The sequence below is a fragment of the Streptomyces sp. NPDC058955 genome, from assembly GCF_042741435.1.
Classification (GTDB): Bacteria; Actinomycetota; Actinomycetes; order Streptomycetales; family Streptomycetaceae; genus Streptomyces.
In genome coordinates this window covers 31,255-43,854 of record NZ_JBHYKM010000064.1, presented here as the reverse complement: position 1 = coordinate 43,854, position 12,600 = coordinate 31,255, and the positions used below count along the sequence as shown (strand labels likewise).

10 protein-coding genes are annotated in these 12,600 nt (G+C 70.8%); 2 read left to right on the top strand and 8 right to left on the bottom strand.

Going from position 1 to position 12,600, the window contains the following annotated elements; genetic code table 11:
• Positions 1-268 precede the first annotated feature (268 nt).
• From ACFW1I_RS23310 to ACFW1I_RS23275, 8 genes are all read right to left on the bottom strand, one after another.
• Positions 269-1,573: an aspartate aminotransferase family protein gene (locus ACFW1I_RS23310; protein WP_384673058.1), complete on the bottom strand. Its 1,305-nt coding sequence runs from the start codon at positions 1,571-1,573 to the stop codon at positions 269-271.
• A 23-nt stretch (positions 1,574-1,596) separates the two neighbouring features.
• Entirely contained in the window at positions 1,597-2,595 is a 999-nt protein-coding gene (locus ACFW1I_RS23305) for a ketoacyl-ACP synthase III family protein (RefSeq protein WP_384673055.1), read from the bottom strand.
• A gap of 5 nt (positions 2,596-2,600) precedes the next feature.
• Positions 2,601-4,196 carry an amino acid adenylation domain-containing protein gene (locus ACFW1I_RS23300; RefSeq protein WP_384673052.1) on the bottom strand — a complete coding sequence of 532 codons (1,596 nt, stop codon included), beginning with the start codon at positions 4,194-4,196 and terminating at the stop codon, positions 2,601-2,603.
• On the bottom strand, positions 4,189-4,941 hold the full coding sequence (locus ACFW1I_RS23295) for a thioesterase II family protein (protein ID WP_384673050.1): 753 nt from the start codon (positions 4,939-4,941) through the stop codon (positions 4,189-4,191). The genes ACFW1I_RS23300 and ACFW1I_RS23295 overlap by 8 nt, the downstream gene beginning before the upstream one ends.
• Before the next feature lie 10 nt (positions 4,942-4,951).
• Positions 4,952-5,215 (bottom strand): phosphopantetheine-binding protein, encoded by a 264-nt coding sequence (locus tag ACFW1I_RS23290; protein ID WP_384673048.1) that lies wholly within the window; start codon positions 5,213-5,215, stop codon positions 4,952-4,954.
• A 12-nt stretch (positions 5,216-5,227) separates the two neighbouring features.
• Positions 5,228-6,175, bottom strand: a complete 948-nt coding sequence (locus ACFW1I_RS23285; RefSeq protein ID WP_384673045.1) for a chlorinating enzyme — start codon at positions 6,173-6,175, stop codon at positions 5,228-5,230.
• A gap of 252 nt (positions 6,176-6,427) precedes the next feature.
• Positions 6,428-7,729 carry a cation:proton antiporter gene (locus ACFW1I_RS23280; RefSeq protein WP_384673042.1) on the bottom strand — a complete coding sequence of 434 codons (1,302 nt, stop codon included), beginning with the start codon at positions 7,727-7,729 and terminating at the stop codon, positions 6,428-6,430.
• A 376-nt stretch (positions 7,730-8,105) separates the two neighbouring features.
• On the bottom strand, positions 8,106-8,693 hold the full coding sequence (locus tag ACFW1I_RS23275) for a LuxR C-terminal-related transcriptional regulator (protein ID WP_384673040.1): 588 nt from the start codon (positions 8,691-8,693) through the stop codon (positions 8,106-8,108).
• A gap of 1,321 nt (positions 8,694-10,014) precedes the next feature.
• On the opposite strand from ACFW1I_RS23275, the gene ACFW1I_RS23270 reads away from it, so the two are divergent.
• Complete coding sequence (locus ACFW1I_RS23270) at positions 10,015-11,013, top strand: alpha/beta hydrolase (protein ID WP_384673038.1); 999 nt, start codon at positions 10,015-10,017, stop codon at positions 11,011-11,013.
• Positions 11,014-11,176: 163 nt separating this feature from the next.
• Positions 11,177-12,600 (top strand): AMP-binding protein (locus tag ACFW1I_RS23265; RefSeq protein ID WP_384673035.1); only part of this gene is annotated, 1,424 nt, incomplete at its 3' end.

Sequence of the window (12,600 nt, the reverse complement as noted above, 5' to 3'; positions counted from 1 at the left end):
AACGGCTCGATCCGGTCCCACATCGCATCAGTGATTACTAACCGGACGGACACATCCGATCAACCGACCAGCCGATCAAAGAGACACGCTCTAGGCGGGCGCGGCGGGGCGGAACGGCTCGCGCCCTTCCGGACCCCGGAACCCGAACCCCGCGGCCCGGGCACGCGACACGGCCCGTGCCCCGACGTGTCGGGCGCCGCTCCCCGGGGGGTGGGGGATCGGCGGGACACGTCGAGGGCACGGGCCTCGGGGAGGAGCCGGGTGAGGGCTAGGAACCGAATCCGGGGCCCAGCGCGGTCACCACGCTCGCGAACGTCTCCGCCGCGAACTCCGCCTCCTCGGTGGTCATCGTCAGCGGAGGCATCAGCATGACGGTGTCGGGCGTGTAGTGGACCAGCAGGCCTTGGCGCCGGCACGCCGCCTCCAGGTGGCGCCGGTCCCGCATCGAGATGGGGTGGCCCTCCCGGTCCAGGAGGTCGATGCCCACGTAGGCGCCGACGACCCGGATGCCTCCGAGGACGGGCGTCCCCTTGAGCAGGTCCTCCAGCCGGTCGCCGAGCAGCCGGCCGAGGACCCGGCCGCGCGGCACCAGGTCCTCGGCGGCGAACGCCCGGATCGTGGCCAGCGCGGCGGCGCAGGCCACCGGGTGGCCGTCGGTGGTCGACGCGTGGGCGAACACCGTGGTGGCGCTGTCGAACGCCTGGTAGATCCGGTCCGTGGCGAGGACCGCGCCCAGGGCCGAATAGCCGGCGGTGATGCCCTTCGCGAGGCACATGATGTCCGGCGAGATGCCGGAGATCCCGGCCGCGAACATCTCGCCCATCCGGCCGAAGCCGGTGAACGCCTCGTCGAGGATCAGCAGGATGTCGTGCTCCGTGCAGTACGCGCGCGCCGCCCGGAGGTAGGCGTCGGGGAGGGGCTGTCCGTTCCGCCCCTTCACCGGCTCCAGGACGAGCGCCGCGATGCGCTCGGGTCCCACCTCGTCCAGCTGGGCGGCGAGTTCGGCGCCGGTGTCGTCGGTCGGCTCCGGTATGTGGTGGAACCCCTCCGGCATCGGGCCGAAGCGCCAGTGCATCATGCGCTGGCCGCTGGCCGCCATCGCGGCCAGCGGACTGCCGTGGTAGCTGTCGCGCAGGCCCACCACGAGGCGCTTGTCCCGCTTCCCGGTGTTGCGGTGGTAGCCGCGGGCCATCTGGATGGCGCTCTCGACCGCCGCGCCGCCGGTGTGGGTGAACCGGACCCGGTCGAGGCCGGCGGGGGCGATGTCGGTGAGGGCCCCGGCCAGTTCGACGACCACGGGGGCCGGCAGCTCCCACCGCACCATGCAGACGTAGGGCAGCTCGCGGGCCTGCCGGCTCATCGCCTCCACCACGTCGTCCCGGCCGTAGCCGAGCGTCATGTTGCCCACGCCCGCCCGGGCGTCGAGGGCGCGGCGTCCGGCGGCGTCGATCAGCCAGGACCCCTCGCCCCTGACCCACAGGTCCTCCGGCCCGCTCTCGTCGAGGATCGTCGACGTGGGCACCGTCCCGTGCCAGAGGGCGTACGTTCCGCGATCCCAAGTGCTCGACGTCATGGCCGCGCCTCCCCGTTCCCGTGCTACTTCTCGGGCGCCTGGACCACGGCACACGTGAACGTGTAGCCGGCGGACCCCTGGAGGAGCAGGCCGTACTGGCCCGGTTCGAGGACGGCCTCGAGGTCCACCAGGTTGGCGAGGAGGTCTCCGGCGCCGAGGCAGCCGGTGTCGGGCTCGACGAAGACGAGGTCTCCCCCGATCACCTCGGCGAGGGCGGGCTTGTGCATGCCCTCGCGCATGGCCCGGCTGAGACGCGGCAGGGCGACGCCGCTGATGTCCGACGCCTCGATGCCGGCCGAGGCCAGGCAGCGGCGGACGAGCTCGTGCACCTGGGGGATGGCGACCTTGACCATGTCGGCCACCCGGCCGGACTCCCTGAACTCCTTGTTGCCGGGGCGGAGGTCGATCGGGGAGCCGTGCCCGAGCGGGACGGAGGTGAAGGGGGCGCTGCCGCGCACCTGGTCCTCCCACCGGCTGTCCGTGGTCGTCTCCAGGGCGCGGAGGTGGAGGAAGTCCTCGCCCTCTCCGGTCCGTCCGAGCAGGACGGCGGTCGCCGAGTCCGAGTAGGCGGCGTCGTCGTCGGAGGACCAGCGGTCCCATCCGGGCCCGCAGAACCGGTCGCCGCTGGTGACGAGGACCGTGCTCGTGTCGGGGGTGGCGAGCAGCCACTTGGCCGCGACCTGCAGGGCCACCCCGCCGCCGTTGCACAGCTGCTGGACGTTGATGGGGAGTCCTTCGAGGACCCCGGCCCCGTGGGCGACGTAGTGCGCCGGCGACCACATGTCGAAGCCCTGGTGGTAGCTGAAGGAGTGCACCAGGGTGCCGACGGAGTTCGGCTCGACGCCGCTCTTCGCCAGCGTGGTCTCCGCGGCCAGCACGGCCATCTGCGGCGGGGCCATGTCGTCCGGAGCGACGTACAGCTCCGAGACGCCGAGGCGTTCGAGGTCCGCCGCGGTGACCGCGTCCTCGGCGGGACGCTCCTTGCCCTCCGGGAGCCAGACGGTCGCTGCCTTGATGCTCAACCCAGTCACTGGATCGGTGCCCTTCGCTCGTTCTCGTTGAGGGTTTCCACGGCTGCCAGCAGGGCCTTCCGGTCGACCTTGCCCGAGCCCGTCAGCGGCAGGCTGTCGAGCACGTGGATCTGCCCGGGAACCATGAACCGGGGGATCTTGGTGACCAGATGGTCATGGCATGCCTGGGGGGTGCAGTCCGCGCCGGCCGGCACCACGAACGCCACCACGACCTTCTCGCCGGATTCCTTCTCGGTGGTGGTGACGTAGCTCTGCTTGACGTACGGCACCTCGTTCATGAAGTGCGTGATCTCGCCCAGTTCGATGCGGAAGCCGTTGACCTTCACCTGGTCGTCCAGTCGGCCCTGGAAGACGACGTTGCCGTCCTCCCGGCAGAAGCCGCGGTCCCCGGTGTGGTACAGCATCGTCTTCACGCCGTCGATGTCGTACTCGACGTACTTCCGGGCCGTCAGTTCGGCCATGCCCAGATAGCCGGGCGACAGCCCCGGGCCGGCCAGGCACACCTCGCCGACCTCGCCGGGCGCGCACAGGGCGCCGTCCGCGACGATGTACAGGGACGTGTGCTGGATGGGCAGTCCGATGGGCAGCGCGGTGTCGCCCTGGACGGAGGCCACGACGGGGTAGTAGGTGGCGAACACGGAGCACTCGGTGGGTCCGTAGACGCTGACGACCTTGCCGTTCCCGTAGTGGTTCCGGGCCCTCTCGATGTGCCCCAGGGAGTGGGCCTCGCCGCCGGTGAGGATCGTGGTCACGGTGTCGAGCGTGCCCGGCGCCTCGTCCACGATCACGTTGAACAGCGCCGTCGTCACGAAGAGCGCGGTGACGCCGTTCTGCTGCACGAGCCGCTTCAGCTCCGAGAGCCGGACGTGGTCCGACGGGTAGAGCACGCAGGTGCCGCCGTTCAGCAGCGCGCCCCAGATCTCGAAGGCCGCGGCGTCGAAGAACACGGACGCCAGCTGGGGGATGACGGCGTTCTCGTCGAGGGTGACGAAGGTGGGGTCGGTCACCAGGCGCACGATGCCGCGGTGCCGGATCGGGACGCCCTTGGGGGAACCGGTCGATCCCGAGGTGAAGACGATGTAGGCGAGGGCGTCCGGGTCGACCCGCAGGGCGGGGTTCTGCGCGTCCGCGTCCAGCGTCGGCAGGTCGACGGGGACCACCCGCAGCGCCGGGAAGCGCCCGGCCAGTTCGTCGGCGGCGTCGGTCAGCAGGGCCGTGCAGCTCGCCTGGCCGAGGATCCCGTTCAGGCGCTCGTCCGGCCAGGTCCGGTCGACGGGGAGGTAGGTGGCGCCGGCCTTGATGATCGCCAGCATGGCGACGATCAGCTCCGGCGAACGCTTCACGGACAGTCCGACGACGTGCCCGGGTTCCACTCCGGCCGCGGTGAGCCGTCCGCTCAGGCTGTTCGCCAGGCCGTTGAGCTCGCGGTAGGTGAAGGAGCGCTCCCGGTGGACGAGCGCGACGGCGTCCGGACGACGGCCGGCGGCGTCCTCGAAGAGCTCCTTCAGGCTCTTCTCCGGATAGGCGGCATCGGCCCCATTGACCTTCCGATGAATAGAGAGTGCCGCTTCCGAAAGGGCGATCTTATCCATCCGCATTCCTCAGACGTGTGTTGACGATTCTCGTGATGTGCTCCGGGTGGCTGTCCACGAAGAAGTGGCCGCCGGGAACCTCGACCAGTTCGCAGTCCCGTGTGGTGAATTCCTGCCAGCCACTCATGGTGTTCCGGCTGTCAATCGCATCGTCCGGGCTGTAGATGGCGGTGATGGGAACGTCCACGCCCGCGGGGTGGCGGTGGTCCCAGATCTCGGCGAGCCGGATCTCGCTGCGCACGGTCGGCATCAGGAGGCGCAACAGCCGCTCCTGGCCGAACAGTTCCGCCGGCGTGCCGCCCATGGCGGCCACCGCGTCGCGGAAGTCGCTCTCCGACATCTCGTGCATGTACGGGCGGCGCTGCGGGCTGTCGGGGCTCCGGCAGCCGGAGACGAACAGCCGCTTCGTCCTTCCCGGGTACGCGGCCGCGGCACGGTGGGACAGCTCGTAGGCCAGTCGGCCGCCGAAGCTGTGGCCGTAGAAGGCGTGGCGGCGGTCCAAGTAGGGCGAGAGGGCCTCGAAGACGTCGTCCACCAGGGGCTGCCACTGTTCGTAGCGCGCCTCCTTGAGACGGCGCCCCCGGCCGGGCAGCACCACGCACAGCACTTCGATGTCGTCCGCGATCCCGTCGCACCAGGCGCGGAAGGTCTCGGGGCTGCCTCCCGCGTACGGGAAGCAGAACAGCGTGCCGGCGGGCTCCGCCGCCTCCTTGAGGCGCATCACCCACTTGTCGTCCGTCGCCACGCCCACCGCGCTAGCTCGCGAGCTTGCTGTGGCGCTGGATGCTGGCCACGATCTCGGAGATCTTGCTGGTGGTGAAGAGCTCGTCGGCGGGGAGGGAGTCGTCGCCGAACTCGCGCTCCGCGCGCTCCATCAGCTTCACCGCGGTCAGCGACGTGCCGCCGGCCTCGAAGAAGTCGTCCGACGCGGCCGTGACGCGCAGGCCGAGCTGCTTGCACTCGTCGATGACCCACGCCTGCAGCGTCTCCGTCGCCAGGCGCTCGTTCGTCTCGCTCATGTTCTGTTTCTCCTACTGCGTGGGAAAGCGGAAACCGTTGACGGTGCTCTCGACGAAGCGGTTGTGGCCGTAGGTGTCCTTGCCGGCCACCAGCACGTTGCCGAACTTCTCGAGGCTGGCCCGCGCTCCGAACTCGTGGAGCTCGTCGGAGTACGGGTAGACCTTGACCTGGGTCGGGAGGTAGCGGGAGGCGTAGCCCAGGCGCATCTGGTCGGTCTTGCCGCTGTGCGGGTGGGACGCGTGCATGAGGGTCGACCAGAAGAGGATGAACTGGCCGCGGCGCATGACCTGGGAGACGGCCTTGGACTCGTCCGGACGCCAGTCGGGGTCCTTCTGCAGCTGCCGGTAGTCGTAGCCGAAGAGGCCGCGCTTGACGCCGTCCTTCTCCTGGCTGTTGATGAGCTCCGGGTTGTACTCCATGATCTTCGACTCGTCGTAGTTCATGGACGTGTGCGTGCCCGGGATGAACTGGAGGCAGCCGTTGTCGACGGACGCCTCGGTGAAGGCGGTCCAGGCGGTGATGGTGCCGCCGAACTCCGCATCCTCGGGCCACACGATGTGGGGGTGCTTGGCGCCGTCGACGCTGGAGAAGTTGTCCGCCTGGTGCCAGTCCGTGCCCTCGTCGCCCGGGTACTTGGGGAAGAGCTCGGTGCGCCAGCACAGGACGTCGGGGCCGAGGAGGCTCGACACCCGGTCCACGATCTCCGGCCGGGTGATGTGCTCGGCGAGGAAGTCGACGTCGAGGTGCCGGTCGTAGCTCGCCGCCAGGTTCGTGTTGCCGGACTCCGTCTGGCCGTCGGCGTAGACGGACGTCTTGGTCCGGAGGAGCTTCGGCCTGATCGCCTTGTAGTTCTCCTCCATCTCGTCTTCGGTGTACAGGTCGAAGGGACCGATGTAGCCGTCACGGGCGAACTGTGCGATCTCTTCGGCGCTCAGCGCGAACGTTTTGGTGCGAGCCATTGTGTCTCCTCGGTCCTAAACGCGCTCGAAGACGTCGCTAGGAGCGGAATAAGGATGGATACTTCAGGTGCGGGAGGCTCCGTGATGTGCGCAGTTCCCGGAATCGCGATCGGGAATTCTGGGCCGGACTTCCGTTGATCACGCTATCGACAGTCGCGGTATCCGCGCGAGGTTAGAGTCACACCACGATCCGTGAATTTCGCATGCCTGCCGCGGTGTTCTTCTGCACGGGGGCCGGGCGGGTGCCGCCCGTCAGCGGGAGCCGCTCTCGGCCGCCACGGCCGGGGCGGGCACCGGGTCGGCCGGCTCGACGCCGCGGCGCCGCTCGCCGCGTTCGACGAGGCTGAGCAGCGGTCCCGTCATCGCCGTGGTCGCCAGGGCCATCACGATGAGGGCCAGGACCATCTGCGCGGAGAGGATCCCGGCGCGGTGTCCGGCCTCCAGCACGATCAGTTCGGTGAGGCCGCGGGTGTTCATGAGCGCCCCGATCCGGTAGGCCGAGCCGCGGCTCATGCCGCCCAGCCGGGCGCCGAGGTAGCCGCCGACCAGCTTGCCGGCGCAACCGAGCACCAGCGCGGAGACGATGAGCACCCAGGACGCGGCGGAGAAGGCGCGGACGAGCACGGTGACGCCGGTGACGACGAAGAAGACGGGGGTCAGGGCGCGGCCGGCGCGCGACACGGAGGCCACCGGCCCGACCCAGGCGGCCATGGTGTCGCCGCTGATCGCGAGGCCGACCATGGCGGCGCCGACGATGGCGGTCATGCCCAGGTGCTCGGTCAGCAGCGCCGTGCCCATCGCGGCGGCGCCGAGGAGGACCGCGGACGTCTTCGGCATCTTCGCGCCGAAGCGGCGGGCCGGCCCGGTGCGCAGGACGACGCGCAGCAGGAAGGCGCAACCGCCGCCCACGACGAGGGCGATGCCGGACTTGCCGAGTCCCGTCAGGTTGCCGGCGCCGAGCCCGATGGCGAGCGTGAGCATGATCCAGCCGAGGCCGTCCATGGCCACGGCGGCCGCCAGGGAGGACCGGCCCTCGATGGAGTCGCTCATGCGCCGGTCGCTGAGGATGCGGGAGAGGACGGGTACGGCGGTGATGGACATGGCCACCGCGACCATCAGCAGGTAGGCGGAGAACGGCGCGTCGCCGCGGGCTCCCTCGTCGCCGGTGACCTCGATGATCCCCACCAGGACCAGGCCGGTGACGAGGGGCAGCGCGAAGGCGCCGGCGATGAGGGCGGAGAGGGTGCGCTTCGACGGCCCGTCCGAGCCCAGCCGCAGCTTGTGGGCGAGGCCGATCAGGTAGAGGACGAGTCCGGTCTGGCCGACCAGCTTGAGGACGTGGAGCACGTCGGCCGGCACCAGCGCGTCGAAGAGTTCGCGGTCGGCCACGGCGAGCACGACGGGGCCGACGAGCAGGCCCATCGTGACCTCTCCGACGACCTCCGGCTGCCTCAGCCAGCGGGCGCACGTCCGTCCGACCCGGGCCAGGACCAGGACGACGGCGAGCGCGGCGATCACGTGCAGCGCTTGTGACAACAACTCGGTGGAATCCATGGGGGTGTGAGGCCCTTCGTGGTCCTGTCAGGGATGGGGAAAGGGGCCGGTCGTGGCAGGGAGCGGCACCGCTCCGAGACCCCGCCGCGCGCCGGTCTGGCCCACGGCTCGACGGCACGCTTCCCGCACACCGGCCCGCTTACGGATCAACGACACGTCGCCCGAGCGGAGTCGGGGCGACGGGGTGCGAAGGGGCCGCGGGAAGGGCGGGTTCTCGAGGGCGCGCCGGCGCGGGCCGGCGGGCGATCCGCGGTGGGGAGTCCGCCAGGACGGGCGGGGAGGAATGGGCGCGTGCGCCGGGGCGGTCCGCAGGGACGCGATGTCCACGGAGGAAAAGGGCCCCGGCGCACGCGGAATCCGCGCGGGAGCGCGCGGATCAGATCCAGTTCGACTTCTGGGCTATCCGCAGGGCGTCGATCCGGTTGCGCGCGTGCAGCTTCGCCACGACGGACGAGAGGTAGTTGCGTACGGTTCCCCGGGAGAGGTGGAGTCGCGCCGCGACCTCGTCGATGGTGTCGCCCCGGGAGATGTTCTCCAGCACGGCGAACTCCCGGGCGGTCAGCGGGCAGTCCTCGTTGACCAGGGCGGCGACCGTCAGCTCGGCGTCGAAGACCCTTTCGCCCTGGTGCACGCGGTGGATGGCTTCGAAGAACTGGCGGGGTCGCATGCTTCGTTCGACGATTCCGCCGATTCCGGCGGCGAATGCCTGCCGGACGATCGATCGGGTGGATGAGGTGACAAGCAGCATGCTACGACAGCCTGGTAGGCCGGCGATTTTCTCGGCAATGGAGATCGCATCGCTGTCGGCATCCTCTAAACTGAGGATCACTACATCGGGGCTGTGTAATTCGGCGAACTCAAGCGCGCTCCGGTTGTCCTCCGACGATCCGACGACTCGAATGTCCTCGTGGCGCTCCAGCAGGGCTGTGAGCCCGAAACGTGATAGGTGCAGGCCGTCGGACATGAAGACATCGATTCTCAACTCGTCCCCCAACGTAGTTTTTCGATCATCAGCCAAGGACCACTCGGGCTCTCAGCCCCTCCGATTCCCGGCCGCCGCCGTCGGCTCGCCTTATGCAGGACCTGCGGCGATCCGACTCGTGACGGGCAACTCTCGCCGAGCGTAGCACTACTGTACGAAGGGACAGCGGTGCAGCGCGCCTAGTTTTCGAATGAGTTCTGAAAGTTGAACCTTACATCGATTTTCCGCCCTTCGAGTGCGCACGGCGCAGGACCCTAACGGCAGCACGCCACCCTGCGCCAGGGTGGATCAATCGGACATCACACCGCGAATGCCCCTCGTCTACGCGGATGGACACGTCGGACCCCGGACATGACGGAGTACGGCCCGGGAGAAGGACCGCGGAGCTCCGCAATGATTGGACTGAACCTTCGACGTAATGAGGGCCGGCCGTCACCGTCGTTTTTCCTCGCGTTCTCCGCCGCCTTCGACGGAGGCAATGCGTCCGAATGACACGGCGATAAAGCCGCGTTCTCGTCCGGGCCGCACTGCGGGACGACAAATCCGCGCGACCCGCGACGTTCACCGGATCAACACCCGAAGGAGGAATCGACGCGAAAGCGGACCGCCGGCCGAACCGCCGACCGCCGCCGCGCTCGCGCGTCACGCATCATTTGAGAAGCGTGCGGCTCACGAGTGAACGGAAGATTACAGAGTCGGTGAACATGTCTCCCCCATCTTCAACCGTCATCGGCGCGCACGCTAGCAGCCGCCGATCCGCTTGTCAGCCTATTCACGCGCGACGCAACTGTCACGTGGTCGGCAGGGGCCGACGGCGATCATTCCCAGCCATCATCCGTATCGCCATCAGGACATCACCTACCCCTCGGGGGTATTTCCCGCCCGGCCCCGCCGGTCCGCCCGGGCTGGAGTTTTAACCGGAAGTCATGAGAACTGCATATGCACCGGGCGGGGGTCCGCGTTGTAGCGTTTCGGGCAACGGCTCCGTCCGGCGTCCGCACCCTCCGCCGTTCGTCCGGCGATCATCGCGACGGTTCACCGGGCGCCCGCGCCCGCCCTCACCCACCTGTTCCGGGCCGTCCTCCGCCCGTTGGCACGGTGCCGGCGAGCGGCCCTCCGCGACACCACCGTGCCCGCACCACCGCGCCGCACCGCCGTCCCCCGCCCCGCCGTTCCCGCTCCGCCGACCCGCCGCGCCCGCACGGCGCTCCGGCGGGAGCCGTCCCCGGCGAACCGCGGATGTCGGCGGTGCCGTTCCGAACCCCCGCCGACCACCTGGCTGGTGTGACCCGAGGAGAGTCTCGTGCCCCTGGACCGCTTCATCCGCGCCCTGATCCACTGGCAGGCGGTCGACCCACAGGCTCCGGCGCGCACCCTCACCGTCGACCAGGTGCGCCGGCGGTACGCCGAAGGCGCCGCGCACACCCGCCGCGACGCCACGCGGGACCTCGTCGGCGCGGTGACCGACCGGTGGATCGACGGCCTGGACGGCGACTTCCGTGTGCGGACGTACCTGCCGCTGACCGACCGGAACCGCCTGGTGACGTACCTGCACGGGGGCGGCTGGACCGTCGGCGACGTCGACACCCACGACACGGTCTGCCGGCGCGTCTCCGCCGCCCTCGGAGCGGTCGTGGTCTCCGTCGACTACCGGCGCGCGCCCGAACATCCCTACCCCGGCCCCCTCCAGGACGGCATCGCCGCGGCCGAGTGGGCGGCCGGCGCCTTCCCCGGCCGCGCCCACGTGATCGCCGGCGACAGCGCGGGGGCCGGCCTGGCCGTCGGCATCGGCATGCACCAACGCGACCACGGGAACGTCCGCTTCGGCGCCCAGCTGCTCGTGTACCCGCCCGCCGACCCGCGGATGACGTCGGAGTCCCTGCGCGCCTACGGCTCGGGCTACCTGACCGACGTCGACGACCTGCGGTGGTACTACGAGCAGTACGTGCAGGATCCGCGGCACGGCACCGACCCCGCGATCGACCTGCTCCGCGCCGATCTGCGCGGGCTGCCGCCCACGGTGCTCGGCACCGCCGAGTACGACCCGCTGCACGACGAGGGGGTCGCGCTGGCCGACCGGCTGGCCGCCGCCGGCGTCCCGGTGGAACACGTCGAGGGCGCGGGGCTGGTGCACGGATACCTGCTGCTGGCCGACGTCGTCCCCGCCGCCGCGGAGGTGACCGCCGCGGTGCTGGAGGCGCTGGAGAAGACCCTGACGACGGCGGAGGAATGCGCACCGGCACCGCCCGCCGGCGCCCCGGGCCCCTCGTCCCCGGACGGCCGCCGGCCCCTCGACTCCTGACCTGGACCGTTCCTCGACCACATCGGCCCCGACGGCACGCCGTGCCCGAACGGCGGGCACCACGACGCGCCCCCTCGGCCTCCCCCGGGGGTCCCGGGCGCCACAGCTCCGGGCCTCCCCGCCGAACCTTCCGTCACGACAGGCCGACAAGGAGATCCTGACCGTGAGCAGCATCGGATCGCAGACGAGCACGAGCACAGACGTGCGCACCGTTCCCGACGCCCTGCGGCTGTGCAGCGAGAAGCAGCCCGACGAGACCGCCTTCGTCTATCTACGCGACGGCGAAGTGCCCCACGAGACCCTCACCTACCGCGAGCTGCACGCCTGTGCCGGGCTGCGGGCCGCCGCCTTCGCCGCCGCCGGACTCGCCGGCGGCAACGCCGTCCTCATGTACCCGGCCGGCCTGGAGTTCGTCCGGACCGTCCTGGGGTGCATGTACGGGCGGGTGGCCGGTGCGCCCGTGCAGGTGCCCCGGCGCCTCGCGGAGGTGGAGCGGATGCGCCGGATCGCGGACGACGCCGGCACCTCCACCGTCCTGACCACCGCGGAGGCGGCCCGCGACCTCCAGGAGCGGTTCGGCGACTCGCCCGCCCTGGCCGGGCTCACCGTGCTGGCCACCGACACCCTCGCGTACGACGCGGACGCCCCCGAGCCGCCGCTGCCGGGCCCCGGCGACATCGCGCTGCTCCAGTACACCTCCGGTTCGACGGGGCGGCCCAAGGGGGTCATGGTCACCCACGCCAACTTCCTCGCCAACGCCGCCGAGACGGACCGGGCGTGCCCGTGCGAGCCGGACGGCACCGTGGTGAGCTGGCTGCCCCACTTCCACGACATGGGCATGCTGTTCGGCATCGTGATGCCGCTGTGGGCGGGCATGCCGGCCTATCTGATGGCCCCCGAGGCGTTCATCCGCCGTCCCGCGCGCTGGCTGGAGGCCATCGCGCGGTTCGGCGGCACCCACTCGGCGGCGCCCAGCTTCGCCTACGAACTGTGCGCGCGTGCCGCGGCGGAGGGCAGGACCGGCGCCGTGGGCGACCTGTCCCGCTGGCGGACCGCGGCCAACGGTGCGGAGCCGGTGCGCTGGGCGGCCGTCCGCTCCTTCATCGACGCGTTCGCGCCGTACGGCTTCGACCCCCGTGCCATGAGCCCGGGTTACGGCCTGGCGGAGAACACCCTGATGACCACCGCCTCGCCCGCGGGCCAGGAGCCCCACGCGCTGTGGGTCTCCGCGGCCTCCCTGAGCGACGGCGTCGTGCGGCTCGCCGACGAAGGCGCCGACGGCGCCGTTCCCCTGGTGAGCAACGGGGTCACCTCGGGCCCCACCCGGGTGCGGATCGTCGACCCCGCCACCCGCGTCGCGCTGCCCGAGGGGCAGGTCGGCGAGATCTGGGTCGACGGCCCCTGCACGGCCGCCGGCTACCTCGGACGGGCCGAGGAGACCGAGGAGACGTTCCGGGCCCGCCTCGCGGACGAGGGCCCGGCCGGCCGGCCCCCCCAGCGCCCCCGGGCCCGCGGGTGCCTGCACCGCGGCGCGCGGTACGTCGCCGGACGGCGCAAGGACGTCATCAACCGCAACGGCCGCAACCA